Source organism: Peribacillus sp. NPDC097675, assembly GCF_050277655.1.
In the GTDB taxonomy this organism is placed as follows: Bacteria; Bacillota; Bacilli; order Bacillales; family DSM-1321; genus Peribacillus.
Window position 1 is genome coordinate 134,606 of record NZ_JBNNSK010000007.1, and the last position, 16,304, is coordinate 150,909.

The 16,304-nt window shown below is 40.3% G+C and carries 18 protein-coding genes; 3 read left to right on the plus strand and 15 right to left on the minus strand.

Going from position 1 to position 16,304, the window contains the following annotated elements; all coding sequences use genetic code 11:
• Positions 1–15: 15 nt before the first annotated feature.
• The gene (locus ACQKL5_RS12010; RefSeq protein WP_427608987.1) at positions 16–291 is read right to left on the minus strand and encodes a YutD family protein; all 276 of its coding nucleotides are present in this window, start codon (positions 289–291) and stop codon (positions 16–18) included.
• Between the two features lie 124 nt (positions 292–415).
• On the opposite strand from ACQKL5_RS12010, the gene ACQKL5_RS12015 reads away from it, so the two are divergent.
• Complete coding sequence (locus ACQKL5_RS12015) at positions 416–1,069, plus strand: YhcN/YlaJ family sporulation lipoprotein (protein ID WP_427609165.1); 654 nt, start codon at positions 416–418, stop codon at positions 1,067–1,069.
• A gap of 55 nt (positions 1,070–1,124) precedes the next feature.
• Here ACQKL5_RS12015 and lipA read toward each other — a convergent pair whose 3' ends face one another.
• A complete protein-coding gene (gene lipA / locus ACQKL5_RS12020) occupies positions 1,125–2,039 on the minus strand; it encodes a lipoyl synthase (RefSeq protein WP_427608989.1) in 915 nt (304 codons plus the stop codon).
• Positions 2,040–2,268: 229 nt separating this feature from the next.
• On the opposite strand from lipA, the gene ACQKL5_RS12025 reads away from it, so the two are divergent.
• Both ACQKL5_RS12025 and yunB read left to right on the plus strand, forming a co-directional pair.
• Positions 2,269–3,234 (plus strand): M23 family metallopeptidase, encoded by a 966-nt coding sequence (locus ACQKL5_RS12025; RefSeq protein WP_427609167.1) that lies wholly within the window; start codon positions 2,269–2,271, stop codon positions 3,232–3,234.
• A gap of 91 nt (positions 3,235–3,325) precedes the next feature.
• Positions 3,326–4,075 carry a sporulation protein YunB gene (yunB, locus tag ACQKL5_RS12030; protein ID WP_427608990.1) on the plus strand — a complete coding sequence of 250 codons (750 nt, stop codon included), beginning with the start codon at positions 3,326–3,328 and terminating at the stop codon, positions 4,073–4,075.
• A 15-nt stretch (positions 4,076–4,090) separates the two neighbouring features.
• Here yunB and ACQKL5_RS12035 read toward each other — a convergent pair whose 3' ends face one another.
• From ACQKL5_RS12035 to ACQKL5_RS12095, 13 genes are all read right to left on the minus strand, one after another.
• Complete coding sequence (locus tag ACQKL5_RS12035) at positions 4,091–5,149, minus strand: HD-GYP domain-containing protein (protein ID WP_427608992.1); 1,059 nt, start codon at positions 5,147–5,149, stop codon at positions 4,091–4,093.
• A 189-nt stretch (positions 5,150–5,338) separates the two neighbouring features.
• Positions 5,339–5,641, minus strand: coding sequence for a YunC family protein (locus tag ACQKL5_RS12040; RefSeq protein WP_427608993.1), 303 nt, complete (start codon positions 5,639–5,641; stop codon positions 5,339–5,341).
• 61 nt (positions 5,642–5,702) lie between these two features.
• Positions 5,703–7,088: a bifunctional metallophosphatase/5'-nucleotidase gene (locus ACQKL5_RS12045; RefSeq protein WP_427608995.1), complete on the minus strand. Its 1,386-nt coding sequence runs from the start codon at positions 7,086–7,088 to the stop codon at positions 5,703–5,705.
• Positions 7,089–7,103: 15 nt separating this feature from the next.
• Positions 7,104–7,931, minus strand: a complete 828-nt coding sequence (locus ACQKL5_RS12050; RefSeq protein WP_427608997.1) for a sulfite exporter TauE/SafE family protein — start codon at positions 7,929–7,931, stop codon at positions 7,104–7,106.
• An 85-nt stretch (positions 7,932–8,016) separates the two neighbouring features.
• Entirely contained in the window at positions 8,017–8,865 is an 849-nt protein-coding gene (locus tag ACQKL5_RS12055) for a DUF72 domain-containing protein (RefSeq protein WP_427608999.1), read from the minus strand.
• Between the two features lie 222 nt (positions 8,866–9,087).
• Entirely contained in the window at positions 9,088–9,267 is a 180-nt protein-coding gene (locus tag ACQKL5_RS12060) for a hypothetical protein (protein WP_427609000.1), read from the minus strand.
• A gap of 240 nt (positions 9,268–9,507) precedes the next feature.
• Positions 9,508–10,905 carry a Fe-S cluster assembly protein SufB gene (sufB, locus tag ACQKL5_RS12065; RefSeq protein ID WP_427609001.1) on the minus strand — a complete coding sequence of 466 codons (1,398 nt, stop codon included), beginning with the start codon at positions 10,903–10,905 and terminating at the stop codon, positions 9,508–9,510.
• Positions 10,906–10,961: 56 nt separating this feature from the next.
• The gene (gene sufU, locus ACQKL5_RS12070; protein ID WP_427609002.1) at positions 10,962–11,390 is read right to left on the minus strand and encodes a Fe-S cluster assembly sulfur transfer protein SufU; all 429 of its coding nucleotides are present in this window, start codon (positions 11,388–11,390) and stop codon (positions 10,962–10,964) included.
• Entirely contained in the window at positions 11,380–12,609 is a 1,230-nt protein-coding gene (locus tag ACQKL5_RS12075; RefSeq protein ID WP_427609003.1) for a cysteine desulfurase, read from the minus strand. Before ACQKL5_RS12075 ends, sufU begins: the two co-directional genes overlap by 11 nt.
• Positions 12,609–13,910 (minus strand): Fe-S cluster assembly protein SufD, encoded by a 1,302-nt coding sequence (sufD, locus tag ACQKL5_RS12080; RefSeq protein WP_427609004.1) that lies wholly within the window; start codon positions 13,908–13,910, stop codon positions 12,609–12,611. The genes ACQKL5_RS12075 and sufD overlap by 1 nt, the downstream gene beginning before the upstream one ends.
• Positions 13,911–13,925: 15 nt before the next feature.
• Positions 13,926–14,711 carry a Fe-S cluster assembly ATPase SufC gene (gene sufC / locus ACQKL5_RS12085; RefSeq protein WP_402962777.1) on the minus strand — a complete coding sequence of 262 codons (786 nt, stop codon included), beginning with the start codon at positions 14,709–14,711 and terminating at the stop codon, positions 13,926–13,928.
• A 428-nt stretch (positions 14,712–15,139) separates the two neighbouring features.
• Positions 15,140–15,343 (minus strand): hypothetical protein, encoded by a 204-nt coding sequence (locus ACQKL5_RS12090; protein WP_427609006.1) that lies wholly within the window; start codon positions 15,341–15,343, stop codon positions 15,140–15,142.
• A gap of 106 nt (positions 15,344–15,449) precedes the next feature.
• Complete coding sequence (locus ACQKL5_RS12095; protein WP_427609007.1) at positions 15,450–16,292, minus strand: MetQ/NlpA family ABC transporter substrate-binding protein; 843 nt, start codon at positions 16,290–16,292, stop codon at positions 15,450–15,452.
• Positions 16,293–16,304: the final 12 nt, after the last annotated feature.

Genomic DNA, 16,304 nt, shown 5'->3' on the forward strand with positions numbered 1-16,304 from the left:
ATCCATTCTGGCTTTTTACTTTTTAATTTTCTTAACGACGAAATACGGACAGCCAAAATTACAGTATTCATACAGATATTCGCTGAGCGTGCTTATTTTAGTGTCAAAAGTGGCTTTCTGATTATTGTCGTCGAAAAAGCCCCGGAGTCTTAATTGACCGTAACCCCAATCCCCGACAATATAATCATACTTCGTTAAAATTTCACTGTATCTCGCTTTAAAGGCTTCTTCATTATAGCCTTCTCTTTCGTCTTCAATGATTTCATACGCCAGGTTATTGATGTTGATCATACGTTTCACCTCTTTAAAAATACATTCCTTCTTTAAATTATAACTGATTCCCCATTAATTACTAAGCGAAAAATCAAGAAATATGTTCACCCTATTAGGTAAGGGGGTGTTTCCGTTGAAAAAAATGATCCTAACAGTAGGTCTAAGCTCAATGATTGCATTAACGGGCTGTTCAGCAAATGGAGATCAAAGCAGCGGTTTAAAAAATGATGATAGGGGTGCTGGTACCCCGCAAAATGTAAATAACCCGTCGCAATATTATGACGAGGATAATCGTAATCAAGACAACCATAGTGAAGATTTTGGCTTTACCCGCACGAATAAGGCTACGGTAGATGGAAAAAACATCGCCAATAAAACGGCCTCCATCGATCGGGAACAGCTAGCTGATATGATTTCAACACTAAGCGTTCAGCTACCAAATGTCAATGATGTCGCGACTCTCGTTACAGATGAAGAAGTGCTTGTCGTTTACGATACGGATACGAAAAACCGTACGGAAACAGCTGACCAAGTGAAACGCACAGCAATGGGCGTTGTTCCCCGCTACTATCACGTTTACGTGAGTGACGACAAAACACACGCACAAGACATTGAGAATTTCGCAACTTTGGATTCTGACAGCAGAGGAATGGATTATACGATTGAGCAAACCATTAAAAATATGCTTAAATCCCCTCAAGGATACAAGATGAGTGAGGTAGAAAATGAGAATGGTGAAATGGTGAATGACAAAAAGGATAGCCACGATAATATCCACCAAAAAACCATGGATTAAGCCTATGAGTTTTTAAAAAGGTAAAGGACCGAATTGATTCGGTCCTTTTCCCCTTCTATTTCAACAACTCTTCGCCTTGAGTTTGTCTATGCTTGGCAGCAGCATTCACCTGTTCATCCGCATGATAAGAAGAACGGACGAGCGGGCCCGATTCGCAATGGCTGAATCCCTTTTCCAACGCCCTATCCTTTAATTCAGCAAATTCTTCCGGAGTGTAGTATTTCAACACCTTTAAATGTTTTCTGGTCGGTTGTAAATACTGACCGATCGTCATGATATCCACATTATTCGCTCTAAGATCATCCATCGTTTCAAGGATTTCTTCCCTTGTCTCCCCAAGCCCAACCATCAAGCTTGATTTGGTCGGTATCTCCGGATGCAATTCTTTCGCTCTCTTCAGAAGCTCCAATGACCGCTCATACTTCGCTTTAGCACGAACTTTATCGGAAAGGCTTCTTACGGTTTCTATATTATGGTTCAGGATATCTGGCTTAGCTTCCATCAACATTTTTATATTGTCGTATTCGCCACCCATATCGGATGGTAAAACCTCAATCGATGTAAAAGGGTTTTTACGACGGATGGCCCTGATCGTTTCAGCAAAAACAGCGGCGCCCCCATCCTTTAAATCATCACGGGCAACAGCCGTTATCACGACATGCTTTAAGTTCATCAAAACAACGGAATCTGCGACACGTTCAGGTTCCGCCCAATCCAATTCGTTAGGCAGTCCTGTTTGGACTGCACAGAACCGGCAAGCTCTCGTACAAATCTCGCCTAAAATCATAAACGTGGCTGTTCTTCTGACCGACCAGCACTCATGAATATTCGGACATTTCGCCTCTTCACAAACAGTATGAAGATTTTTCTCACGCATCATATTTTTTAGACCAATATAATTTTCATTTGTATTCAATTTGATTTTCAACCAGTCTGGCTTACGAAGAATTTCTTTATTAGTAGTAGACAAAAAAGTCACTCCATTCTGAGAAATTAAGACACCCTACTTTAACAATAATAACTCATATAGACAAGTTATAGGAGATTTACCAGTATTTATTTTTCATGTTTAAAGCTAAATCAGTAAAACTAAAGAAGAATAATAAACGTTAGAGTCAAAATCTCCAGTTATGTAAAATGACAAATACGAATTGTCTAAGAAAGGAGCTGCCTCTTTGAAAAATGGATTACTTTTCTTAATGGCCTGTTTACTTTTATTAAATAGCCAAATGCCAGCAGCTTCGGCAGCTGAAACCCCTGACCCTTATCCAGGGAGAATGGAGCTTTATAAAAATATGGAGGCGACCTTGCAAATCCCTTGGTATTACCTTGCAGGAGCTGATCAATATGAACATAACCTCCGGCTTTCCCGCAACGATTTAGAGCCTGCCAAGGGTCTGATAGGCATTCATATTGACCCTTCTAGATGGATAGGGGCCTTGAACCCCAACTTAACCGATACCAATCCACTATCCATCGCTTTTTTCGATGGATTAGGACAAGATGGCAATGGGGACGGAAAAGCCGAGCTTGAAAACGACACAGACCGGTTATATGCCTTTGCAAAACATCTTCTCTACTACGGTACAGATGAAGATAATATCCGAATTGGATTATTCGATTATTATCAGCGGGATAAGGCAGTCAGCATCATCATCGGCCATGCTAATATCTATAAAAAGTATGATAGGTTGGATTTACAGGAAAAAGCCTTCCCTGTACCTGTAAGGACTCATTATACGTATTTAAATACATGGGGAAGCGCACGGGGATGGGGAGGACGAAGGATTCATGAAGGAACGGATGTATTTGCGGATTACGGCCTCCCAGTTCGGTCAACGTGTTATGGAATCATAGAAATGAAGGGCTGGAATAAATATGGCGGATGGCGGATTGGGATTCGGGACTTGAATAATACGTATCATTATTTCGCCCATTTAAGTGGTTTTTCTGAAGGATTGAAGGTTGGACAAATCGTCGAGCCAGGGCAGGTCATCGGGGGTGTGGGCAGTACAGGCTATGGTCCTCCCGGAACGTCCGGAAAGTTCCCTCCACACCTACACTACGGGATGTACAAAGACAATGGAATCACCGAGTGGAGCTTTGATCCCTACCCTTATTTAAAAATGTGGGAACGGAAGGATCTTGCAAAAAAACAAAAATGACCAGCGTAAGGATTCTTGCGCTGCTTTTTGTTTTGAAACGAACATAAATCCCTGAACTTTACGCATAAGAATTAGTAAAGGGGGCTAAAGCGTGTTTCGAAAAAGATTCCGCCCAAAAAAATTCCGCAAAAAAGGACCTCTTCCCACCAGGAAAGTATTTCTTTACTCGTTTATCCTCTTCATCCTATCAAGCATCTTGACGCTTCGATACGTGGATAAAGAGATTGAACCGGTTATCATGAATGTGGCAGAAAATGAAATCAAACGGATTGCAACAGAGACGATTCATGAAGCAGTCGATAATAATATATCTACTATCAACTTGGAAAAGATCATCATCACAAATAAAAATGATGAGTCTAACCCTTCCTATAGTTTTGACCCTGGGATATATAATGAATTACGTTCCAACATTACCAAAGACATTCAAAATAACCTCGGAATAAAAAAAGGCAACCCATTTAACAAAAAAGGGCCAGCCAAGCTTGACGAGGAACAATATAAAACGGTGGTGTACTATATACCCCTCGGCGTTGTGACCGGAAATAGCCTTCTTTCCAATTACGGGCCAAAGATTCCCGTGAAAATGTCCGTCATCGGAAATGTCCAGTCGGATTTAAAAACCAAACTCACAAATGCCGGCATCAATAATGTTTATTATGAGCTGGCCGTGGATTTTAACGTCAATATTCAAATTGTCATACCATCGTTAACAAAAGAGACCAAAGTCAGTCAGGAAGTGAAGGTTGGCAGCCTTTTAATGCAAGGAGATGTACCAAGCTATTATAGCAACGGAAATGGCTCGATCCCACCAGCCATCATGAAGGACGATAAAAAGTAGAAAACAGCTTTGCCTCTATAGGGGTAAGCTGTTTTTTGGTATATTCAAGCATTCCTTAATCAGTAAATGGAGGTTGGTTTTTAAATCCACCTCATATGGTTGCATTAACTTTTCCTTATTTTCCTCAAGGATTCGAACGATGGGCCGATCACCTATTCCTGCATTCTGAGAAGCTACGATACCCTTTCTCCCATCATTAAGTTCTACGGTCAATCCGTTCGGATAAATGGCTACCGAACGCCTAAAAGCTTCAATTATTTGGGTATCAAACTTCGTTCCTGAACCTGCATAAAGAATTTCCAATCCCTCATGAGGCAGCATCGCCTTACGGTAAACACGATTGGAAGTAACCGCATCAAACACATCAGCCACCGCAATGATTTTCCCATAATAATGAATTTCATCCCCTTTGGCCCCACGGGGATATCCGGATCCATCCAGCCTTTCATGATGCTGATAGGCACAATTGGCAACGATGAGTGAAACAGTATAAACACTTTTAATAAGCTTAAACCCATACTCGGCATGCTTTTGAATGTGCACAAACTCTTCCTCCGATAACTTACCGGGCTTACGCAAAATCTCCACAGGCACAAGCATTTTGCCAACATCATGTAAAATGGCACCTACCCCGAGTATCTCCAACTGTTTTTCTTGTAGTTTGAGTTCCATCCCTAAAGCAAGTGTGTATAACGTCACATTAAACGAATGAATGAAAATATAATCATCATATGTATAAACATCAGCTAATAAAGTCAATAGTTCTTCGCTGTCTCTCAACTCGTCCAATATGTTACGAACTAAAGAAGTGAATTTTGTTGCAGCCTTCTCAATTGCAAACGAGCTATCCACCTTGACGCCGTTTTTTATTTCCAGAAAAGTCGATTCTATTGATTGGATGGCCTCTCTCCTTAATTCCCCAGAAATCGGCGGCCTAGGTATAATATCATCCGTTCTAGGATCTTGAATATAAACAAAGGGAATATTCAGGGAAACTAATCGATTGATCATTTTCTGAGTTAATGTTAACCCCTCGCTCAAAAGGACATTGCCCCGCTCATTATAGATGTTCATACCGAGACGCTCTCCTGGGGTAAGCGACTCTGTAATGGATAGTCTCATACTAATACTCCGTTTCAGATTCAAGATTTTAAATAGTTCTTTATAAGAAATATCGGCTATATTTTGGAAAATTCAACCTTAAACCTATATTTTTTTACCCAAAATAAAGGCTTCCTTCTAATTAAAGGAAAGCCCCATTCATTATATCATTTTCATCAAGGCTTTCCTGCCAATCATTCCTCGATGGATGCCTTTTTCTTCAGCCTCCCAAGTTACGGTTTCGAGAGGTGCATTTAATAGCTCTTCTATCGTTTTAACACCTATAGCCCTTCCTGCAAGAATTCTGCGATCTCTTAACGTATCATTTAAAAGTCCGACATCCAAGGCTCCACACATGATATATCCCTTTTCAGACGCTACAGCAAGCAGATTCGTTTTGGGCAGTTGAACGGAAATGGCCATAAATGTTTGATTATCTATACTTATTGGCATCATGTTAATCAATTTGATTCTACCCCCTCTTTCTCATACATTATGAAAAAGAGAGAGAAATCGTGATATATACCTAGTCTTCGGGATACATTTTTTTCAACTTCCATAATAAGATATCCCGTAAAAATTCCGGCATTAAGTATTTCTTACGTTTGGAGCGCTGGATGCTTGGGAAGAAGTGCCCGAACGTAAACATATCGGGAAGAGCCAATTTATAGGACTGCTTCGGTTGAATCTTCTTCCCCTTGATCAGGATTTCTTTGACGTATCCCTTTTCCGTAACCTTAAATTCTATCTGGTCATAGTGCATGACTCCCATGATCTTTCCGCGAAAGCCGAAGCCCTTCACCTGAAGATGTGGCCATTCCTCGTTTCGCGAAAGCATGAGGATTTCCTTCAATTCTCGGCCATTCACTTCCACGATACATGGATTAATCGGGTGGGGACAAATCTGGTGAATGTCCCCTTTGGAGACAGGACCTTGTGCCAACCCTTCCAGTAATAGCCCAGCATTTACAAAGGAACAGTCCGCTCCGCTCCACTCTCTTAATGCTTCTCCCAGAATCTTCGTAAGAGGTGATCCATTAAACCAATCATTTTCCAGAGGATTAGGTAAGGATAGGACAACTTGATTGAGGGCTTTTCTCCCGAGTTGGTTCATCTCTTCAATCCAGCTTTGCTCGCCCTCCAATTCGGGAAGGTCGTTGGTGTCATAGAGCATGGCCGTCTTTTTGGTGATTTCTTTTTTGTCATTGAGGCTCAATTCCACTTGTCCAATGAAATAACCATATTTCCCTGCACCACAAAGTAATGCTTGATTGACCATCTTTCCTTGATGAAGGATATGATGAGTATGTGCACCAAGAATGATATCGATTTCCGGAAAGTCTTCTGCCATTCTTTCGTCATCATGAATGCCAAGGTGAGAAAGAATGATTACTACATCCGCCTTATCCTTAATCTGTTGTAACTGTCTTTGTAATTCTGCAAACGGTTCGGTTATATGCCAGTCCAATGCTAGATAAAACTTTTGAAAAAAGGCAGTCAATCCAATCATGGCTAGCTTTGTACCTTTTTCTGTAGTATGTATCCAATAAGGTAGTGCCCAATCTGGCCTTGTATCATTCAGATAATAGATATTAGCTGCCAAAACCTTGAAATGGGCATCCTTATATAACGTGTCCAACGCTTCATGAGGCACGGTGATGCCTTCGTTATTGCCAATCGTTACATATTGATAGCCAGCTTCATTCAGTAAATCGATATTCCCCTTTCCCATTGTGCCTTCTGAGAATGGGTGCCAACGGTCAACATGGTCTCCTATATCTAATATGACCGCTTCCTCTCCCGTTTCTTGATGAAGTTGTCTTCTTTCTTTAAGAAACTTATCAATACGAGGCCAATTTTCAAAATGACTGTGAAAATCATTGGTGTGATATAAATGTATGATTTCTGACATCATTTTTCCTCCTCGTTATCCTGTTATACCTTGATAAATAAGACGTATACCGATAATGATCAAGACAATTTTCAGCATCTTTTCAAGTGCAGAACTGTTCAGGCGCGTATTGATAAAAGCACCCAGTTTAGCACCAATCCAAGCTCCTGGAATCAAAGTAAGTGCATATGGCCAATTCACATTACCAAGAGAGATATGTGTAATTGAATTCGTAATGGAAGACAAAAACACCATGAACATTGACGTTGCTACTGCCACATGAGGGGGAAAAAAAAACACCAGCATCATGACCGGAACCATCAACGATCCTCCGCCAATGCCAAATAAACCGGAACTGATTCCAACCACAAAAGAGATGGAAATGGCCACTAAAGGACGATATCCATAAGTGGATGCCTGCCCGTTTTTATTTTCATACGTCTTGATGACCTTCCCCGTCCCTGGTTTGAAGACCATTGGCCGCAATTTGTCTTTCACTAATAAAACGATGGCCATTAAAACCATGAAAAGACCGAAATACAGCGAAAATGCGTCCACCTTTAGGATCTTGTTTACATAAGCACCCATGATACCACCTGGAGCGCTCCCTGCAAAGAAAATCAGACCGGCTTTATAATCCACTACTTTGTGTTTCAAGTAGGTTAATGTGGATGCCAAACCGGTGAAAATCATGATGACCGTTGATACACCGACAGCCACTTGTGGCGTCAAGTCATCCATAATTTCTGTCGAACTGCCCAGAAATAACAGTGAAGGGACGATGATAATTCCCCCACCTAATCCTACAAGAGCCCCGATTGTTCCCGCTAATAAACCAACACTGATTAATAGTAACCATATCATGAAAGAAATCCGCCTTTATCGATTTGTGAGCCCGAGCTCTTCCTCTAGTTTGCCCACACAGTCTTTAATAATTATATCGTTCCGATTAAAACAAACCAAGCTGCTTAGGAGCTAATCCTTCATAGGTAACACCTAGCAAATCGATAAACTGTTTGGCATTGTCCGCCGCGTCTCCACCAGAGTTATTATTGAATAATACATATACATCCTTACTCTGTTTTTCTAGTATGCGGATTTTCTCCACCCAGTCGGCTAATTCCTCTTTATTGTATCTATATAGGTAGCGCACCTCTCGCCAGTTAACTCCAGAAGCTGGTTTCTGCCAACCATGGATATTACGGCCATGAAAGCGCACCAAGGTTTTGTCAGGATGCGTAGCGTGGAGTACGAGGGGAATAGATCCCTCTCCTGCCTGTGGCTCGTCACATACCGTATGTATCCATCCTTCCTTCTGTAAGAATTCAAGCGTTTGTTGGACCATATTCGGTCGGTACCAACTTTGGTTCCTAAATTCAATGGCCACAGGTATATCCCCCATCTCAGCTTTACACCAACGGAGATAGTTAACATTCTCCCGTTTACAATCAAACCATGGCGGGAATTGAAACAGGGCCATCGTAAGCTTACCGGATTTTTGAAAGCCTTCAAGGGAATCCCGGAATGCTGCGAACATCTCTTTCTTACTATCAAAAGGAATCTCCCCACGTTGGTGACCTGTCATTCCCTGATAGGCTTTTACGACAAATTGAAAGGAACTAGGCGTCTCTGCAACCCATTTCTCGATATTTCTCTTAGGTTGAATTGCATAAAAGGATGCGTCCACTTCAACAGCTGGAAAATGGGCCCCATATACCTTCAATTTGTCACGGTTAGGAATTTTATCAATAGATAATGAATCATGGTCACCCCATCCTGTCAAACCAATGTATATCACTTTTCACCCCTCCTTAACAACATTACATCATACTTTTTTTACCCTTTCACGTATGACTTCAATCCAAGTAAAGTCAGAAGGTCCTTCTCTCTTTTCATACTTACTCAAGCTATTGCTTTTATTTTATCATGTTCCATCTACCTGAATTCTGTTAATTCATTTGAGTGGTAAAAGAAAAGACAATAAAGGGGGTCTTTCCACGACTCCCAAATGGTCACTTAATTACTCATCATGATGCCTAACTCCTCCATTATGATCCCTTCCATGACTCTTAGAACGTCCTCCTGAAACAGGTTGGGAATGAGGTTCTCCCTTTTTTAGATATATTCCTGTCATACCCAAAACGATAGTCAAACAAATTCCGCCAAAAACCCACTCTTTATATTGGATGATCCAATCCACAAAAATCCACCTCTAACTATTATGTATGCATGACGCCCTACTGCTATTTACACTGTTTCAGGCAAAAAAACACCTATTTAATGGCACTTTCTTTCATTTGAAATAACTATTTGAAAATAAAAAATAGAAGGAGACGAACTTTTTAAGTTCGTCTCCTTCCTGCAAAGAAAATCTGAAATGGTACAAAGACTGCACGTTTGATTTCTTCCCTCTAACGCTTAAATTGCAACGTAAAAGAAATTAACCGATAGAGCCTTCCATTTCAAACTTGATTAAACGGTTCATTTCGACCGCATATTCCATTGGAAGTTCTTTTGTGAATGGTTCGATGAAGCCCATAACGATCATTTCTGTTGCTTCTTGCTCAGAGATTCCGCGGCTCATCAGATAGAACAGTTGCTCTTCTGATACTTTGGAAACCTTCGCTTCATGCTCAAGAGAAATGTTATCATTTAGAATTTCATTGTAAGGGATTGTATCAGATGTAGACTGATTATCCATGATTAATGTATCACATTCGATATTCGAGCGGGCTCCCTCGGCTTTACGTCCGAAATGGACCATACCACGGTAAGTTACTTTCCCGCCTTGTTTAGAAATCGATTTTGACACGATTGTTGAAGAAGTGTTAGGTGCAAGGTGAATCATTTTCGCTCCTGCATCCTGATGTTGACCTTTACCAGCGATGGCAATGGATAATGTCATACCACGAGCACCTTCGCCTTTTAAGATGACGGCTGGGTATTTCATTGTCAATTTAGAACCGATGTTGCCATCAATCCATTCCATAGTTGCATTAGCATCACAAACTGCACGTTTCGTAACTAAGTTAAACACGTTGTTAGCCCAGTTTTGAATCGTTGTATAACGGCAATATGCGTCTTTCTTGATGACAATCTCAACTACCGCACTATGAAGGGAATTAGTTGTATAAACTGGTGCTGTACAACCTTCTACATAGTGAACAGAAGCTCCTTCGTCAACGATGATCAGCGTACGCTCGAATTGACCCATGTTTTCAGAGTTAATACGGAAGTATGCTTGAAGTGGAGTATCCACTTTCACGCCTTTTGGAACGTAGATGAATGATCCACCAGACCATACAGCTGAGTTCAATGCAGAGAATTTATTATCTGTTGGCGGAATTGTTTTACCGAAATGCTCACGGAAGATATCTTCATTTTCACGAAGAGCGGAGTCCGTATCCTTGAATACGATTCCCATATCTTCTAATTCAACCTTCATGTTGTGATAAACAACTTCAGATTCATATTGAGCAGAAACCCCTGCCAAATACTTTTGCTCTGCTTCAGGAATCCCCAATTTATCAAATGTCTGCTTGATTTCATCAGGCACTTCATCCCATGATTTCTCGGATTTCTCAGATGGCTTCACATAGTATGTGATTTCATCAAAGTTTAAGCTATTTAAGTCTCCGCCCCACTGAGGCATTGGCATATTGTAAAAATGCTCTAATGATTTCAAACGGAAATCAAGCATCCATTGTGGTTCATCCTTCATACGTGAAATTTCTTCCACGATTTCTTTTGTTAGGCCGCGCTTTGAACGGAAGATAGAAATATCTTTATCCGCAAAGCCATATTTATAATCGCCAATCTCAGGCATCTTTTTAGCCATAGCTTGTATTCCTCCATTTCAAATGGCTGAATCTACAACAGCTCATTTAAATTTAATTATTCCTTTAAACCTTTTTCCATGGCCTTCCAGGCTAGAGTCGCGCACTTAATTCGTGCAGGGAACTTCGAAACCCCTTGAAGTGCTTCGATATCACCAAGATCGATTTCATCATTATACTCTTTTCCTTGTATCATTTCAGAAAAAGTCTGTGACATCGCCAAAGCCGTATCTATATCTTTTCCCTTGATCGCTTGTGTCATCATAGACGCTGAACTCATCGAGATTGAACAGCCATCGCCATCGAATTTAACATCACTGACCTTATTGTCATCGATTTTCATCGTTAAACGAATACGGTCACCACATGTTGGATTATTCATATCGATGGTCAAACTTCCATCTTCAAGCATACCTTTGTTACGAGGTTTCTTATAGTGATCCATGATGACCTGACGGTAAAGTGTATCTAAGTTATCAAAAGACATTACTGAAATACTCCTTCGTTTTGACAAGCCCGGACACTAGCTTATCGATCTCTTCTTCCGTGTTATAGAGATAGAAACTTGCTCTTGCTGTCGATGATACGTCCAGCCATTTCATTAAAGGCTGTGCGCAATGATGACCGGCACGGACAGCGATTCCATCTGCATCTAGGACGGTAGCCACATCATGTGGATGGACGTCATTAATATTAAAGGTTACTACACCTGCACGTTTTTCTGGATCTTTTGTTCCATAAATCGTGAGGCCTTCCACTTCAGATAATTTTTCGATCGCATAGGCGGCAAGTTTGTGTTCATGCTGTTCGATTTGATCCATGCCAATTCCTTCTAAGAAATCAATGGCAGCACCAAGGCCGATGGCACCTGCAATGATGGGAGTCCCAGCTTCGAATTTCCAAGGAAGTTCTTTCCAAGTAGACTCATATAAGCCAACGAAGTCAATCATCTCTCCACCAAATTCAATTGGCTCCATTTTTTCAAGAAGTTCCTTTTTGCCATATAAAACACCGATTCCAGTAGGACCGACCATTTTATGACCAGAAAGGGCAAAGAAGTCACAATCCAGATCACGCACATCCACTTTCATATGAGGTGTACTTTGCGCTCCATCCACAACCATGATTGCATGATGTTCATGTGCGATCTTTGCAATTTCCTTGACTGGATTAATAACGCCAAGCACATTAGAAACTTGCATGACAGAAACGATTTTCGTATCGTCCGTGATGGTAGCTCTCACATCATCAAGCGAAATCGTTCCATCCTCTTGTAGAGGAATATATTTCAATACAGCACCTTTTTCTTTTGCTAGCTGCTGCCAAGGAATGATGTTACTATGATGCTCCATATAAGAGATGACAATTTCGTCACCTTCTTTAATGTTTGCACCACCGTAACTTTTCGCTACGGTATTTAAAGATGTGGTTGTTCCTCTAGTGAAAATGATTTCTTCAGTAGAGGAAGCATTGATGAATTTACGAACCTTTTCACGTGCACCTTCATACGCATCCGTAGCTTTTGTTCCTAGTGTATGCACACCACGGTGAACATTAGAGTTGAAACCGCGGTAATATTTTTCAATCGCTTCAATAACTGCAGCCGGTTTTTGAGAAGTAGCCGCGCTGTCTAAATATACTAATGGCTGACCATTGACTTCTTGATCTAATATCGGAAAAAGCTTACGAATTTCGTATGGGTTCATTACTGTACTTTCCTTTCAATGACCTCGACAAGTTGCTTTTTAACTCCTTCAATAGGAAGTTGGTTAACAACAGGGGCCAAGAATCCGTGAATGACAAGTCTTTCAGCTTCTGTTTTCGAGATACCACGGCTCATCAAGTAGTAAAGTTGCAGTGGATCAACACGCCCAACTGATGCAGCATGTCCTGCAGTTACATCATCTTCATCAATTAGAAGGATTGGGTTAGCGTCCCCACGGGCTTTTTCGCTTAACATCAATACGCGTGATTCCTGTTCAGCATTAGCCTTAGTCGCCCCATACTCAATCTTCCCAATACCATTAAAGATTGTGGATGCACTGTCTTTCATCACACCATGCTTAAGGATAAAGCCTTCAGAACGTTTTCCGAAATGTACAACAGCTGTCGTGAAGTTTTGTTTCTGCTCTCCACGTCCAACTACTACTGATTTTGTATCTCCGTAAGAGCCATCACCCATCAGATAAGTTGTGTTATCAGAAATCGTATTTCCATCGTTCATCAAGCCAAGTGCCCATTCAATACGTGCATCACGTGCAGCTACCCCACGGCGGTTCACATACGTTGTGAAACCTTTAGAAAGGGTATCAACAGCACCGTATTCTACTTTAGCATTTGCATTTGCAAACACTTCCGTTACGATATTAGCGATGCCTTCATTAGATTCAACAGCCGAGAAGTAATTCTCTACGTACGTTACAGAACTATTATCTTCAGCCACGATCAATACGTGATTAAAAAGTGTAGTTTCAGGATTATCCACCAGGAATACCGCTTGGATTGGATCCTTGATTTCTACATTTTTTGGAACATATAGGAATGCCCCTCCGTTAAGTAGTGCAGCATGCAAAGCTGTTAAACGGTGTTCATTAACTTTAACACCATCTTTCATGAAATATTTCTGAACTAGCTCAGCATGATCGCGAGCAGCTGTGAAAATATCCGTGAAAATAACGCCTTGTTCTTTGATTTCGGCTGACAAATTAATGTGTGCCGGCGTATTGTTGCGTTGAATATATAAGTTTTCATTTTCTTCAATGATGGATTTAATTTCTTTTGGAAGCTCTTCTAAAGAAGCAAAAGCTTCACTTTCAACCGTATGAGATTGGAAAGAAGAAAAATTCCATTTATCTATTTTAGTTTTATCCGGTCTAACCATCGGAAGCTCTTCTAAACCTGAAAAGGCTTTGATTCGAAGCTCTGATAGCCAAGATGGCTCATTATTTTTTGTTGAATAAGAGCTTATGTCCTCTTTTTCAAGCGATAATTTCATTTCTGTAGTCATTGCAAATCCTCCTACTTACGCTTCTTCGCCAACAGTTTCGTCTTCAATGCCTAATTCTTGTTTAATCCAGTCATAACCTTCTGCTTCTAATCGTGCAGCTAATTCAGGACCGCCAGATTTAACGACGCGACCTTGCATCATAACGTGTACAAAATCAGGTGTAATATAGTTCAATAGACGTTGGTAGTGAGTGATGATCAAGCAACCAAAATCTTCTCCGCGCATTTCATTGATTCCTTTTGAAACGACTTTAAGTGCATCGATGTCAAGACCTGAGTCAATTTCATCCAGAATCGCGATTTTTGGTTGAATCATCATTAATTGAAGGATTTCGTTACGTTTTTTCTCTCCACCGGAGAATCCTTCATTCAAATAACGTTGCGCCATATCTTCATCCATTTCAAGGAACTCCATGTTTTTGTCCATTTGACGGATGAATTTCATAAGTGAAATCTCGTCGCCTTCTTCACGGCGTGCATTGACGGCTGAACGCAAGAAGTCTGCATTTGTAACCCCACTGATTTCACTTGGATATTGCATAGCAAGGAAAAGACCAACACGAGCACGTTCGTCAACTTCCATCTCCAATACATCTTCACCATCGAAAGATATGCTTCCGCTTGTTACTTCATATTTAGGGTGACCCATGATTGCTGAAGATAAAGTGGATTTACCTGTTCCATTTGGCCCCATGATTGCATGGATTTCTCCGCCTTTTACTTCAAGGTTTACCCCTTTTAAAATTTCTTTGCCTTCTATTGATACATGAAGATCTTTAACCACTAATGTTGAACCTGACATAATAATACCTCCGTGAACTTAATTCCTATTTTATTACAGAAAGTAAAAATCACTTTCTTATATAGTTTTCTTGAAAAATCATTCTCACTTTATTCTCATTACAATTTTATAACAAATCCAATTTAGAATCAACTAATATAGACGGGGGTTTTTACTCGCTCCGGAGTGGAAACCTGTCCTATTGTTGCAAAAAGACCATCTAAAGGCTTTTCCATGCAGATTATGCCCTTATTTTAGCTTTTGTTAATGTGAATTATTTATTCGAGGGTTCCCTCCTATAAAATATTCCCAAAACATTTTAATGGAAGACAATTGGCCCTTGAAATAAAAAAACGGCTTGCATGAGGATGTAAATGATCCACTTAGTACAATAGATCACTTCCCATTTTACCTCTACAAACCGATTTTTAAAAGTCTATAATATATGCTTATGCGTGTATTTTACGTTGCAGTTCCAGTACCATTTTATTGCATTGTTCATGTTCCCTATCTCTTACTTTTTCAACCTCGATACGAAGGTCTAAATTTCTGCTGTACTCACTGTACCCAACCCCATGTGATAACTGCATAGCTTTTTCCATTTCGCTCGTTACGTTTAAATCTAAAGTATTGATAGTGAACCATCCTTTCAAATTTGTAAATCAATTTTGTTACCCTGTTTATTCTATACCCTAGGTATTCAACTTTAAACCCCAAAACAAAAACGACCAGAAAATTCCAGGTCGTTTTTTCGTTACTTTACTCTTTAACAGGCACAACTGCACCATCGTATTCTTCAAGGATGAAATCTTGAATTTCTTTGGAATGTAACACTTCTACAAGCGTTTTGATTTCTTCTTTGTTTTCGTCCCCTTTATTCACAGCGATAACGTTCACGTATGGTGATTCAGAATCTTCTATTGCAATAGAATCTTTAAGCGGATTCAAGCCAGCATCGATCGCATAGTTAGAGTTGATCAATACAGCATCACCTTCACCGCTTTCAAATATCTTCGGAAGCAATGCCGCTTCATATTCTGCATCAAATTTAAGCTTTTTCTTATTCTCAACGATATCTTTTTCAGTTGCTGTCGTTTTGTCTATGCCTTCTTTAAGTTTAATCAAGCCATTTTTTTCTAAAAGTGATAATGCACGGCCATGGTCTGCAACAGAACTGCTTAAAATAATGGTTGCCCCTTGCGGAAGCTTATCAATGCTTTTATATTTTTTTGAATATAAACCAATCGGCTCGATGTGAATGCCACCTGCATTAACAAAATCATATCCATTTTCCTTGATTTGAGCTTCTAAATAAGGAATGTGCTGGAAGTAGTTAGCGTCTAACTCTTTCTCATCCAAAGCTTTGTTTGGTAAAATATAGTCTTGGAATGTCTCGATTTCCAATTCAATGCCTTTCTCTTCTAAAAGAGGTTTCGCTTTTTCAAGGATTTCAGCATGCGGTACATTCGATGCCCCAACCACTAATTTCTTCGTTTCTTTTTCTGTATCCCCACTACCTGAATCTTTCTCTTTATCCGTTCCGCAAGCTGCCAGTGCAATTGATAATACTAAAACTAACGCAAATCCTAAAAACTTTTTCATCCGGTACATCTC

Bases quoted from the DNA above. Each gene is read 5' to 3' on its own strand.
- ACQKL5_RS12045 (WP_427608995.1), bottom strand. From the start codon at position 7,088: ATGTCAGAAATCATACATTTATATCACACCAATGATTTTCACAGTCAT.
- ACQKL5_RS12075 (WP_427609003.1), bottom strand. From the start codon at position 12,609: ATGAACCCATACGAAATTCGTAAGCTTTTTCCGATATTAGATCAAGAA.
- sufU (WP_427609002.1), bottom strand. From the start codon at position 11,390: ATGTCTTTTGATAACTTAGATACACTTTACCGTCAGGTCATCATGGAT.
- ACQKL5_RS12095 (WP_427609007.1), bottom strand. From the start codon at position 16,292: ATGAAAAAGTTTTTAGGATTTGCGTTAGTTTTAGTATTATCAATTGCA.
- ACQKL5_RS12015 (WP_427609165.1), top strand. From the start codon at position 416: ATGATCCTAACAGTAGGTCTAAGCTCAATGATTGCATTAACGGGCTGT.
- sufC (WP_402962777.1), bottom strand. From the start codon at position 14,711: ATGTCAGGTTCAACATTAGTGGTTAAAGATCTTCATGTATCAATAGAA.
- sufD (WP_427609004.1), bottom strand. From the start codon at position 13,910: ATGACTACAGAAATGAAATTATCGCTTGAAAAAGAGGACATAAGCTCT.
- ACQKL5_RS12010 (WP_427608987.1), bottom strand. From the start codon at position 291: ATGATCAACATCAATAACCTGGCGTATGAAATCATTGAAGACGAAAGA.
- ACQKL5_RS12025 (WP_427609167.1), top strand. From the start codon at position 2,269: ATGGCCTGTTTACTTTTATTAAATAGCCAAATGCCAGCAGCTTCGGCA.
- ACQKL5_RS12050 (WP_427608997.1), bottom strand. From the start codon at position 7,931: ATGATATGGTTACTATTAATCAGTGTTGGTTTATTAGCGGGAACAATC.
- sufB (WP_427609001.1), bottom strand. From the start codon at position 10,905: ATGGCTAAAAAGATGCCTGAGATTGGCGATTATAAATATGGCTTTGCG.
- ACQKL5_RS12035 (WP_427608992.1), bottom strand. From the start codon at position 5,149: ATGAACATCTATAATGAGCGGGGCAATGTCCTTTTGAGCGAGGGGTTA.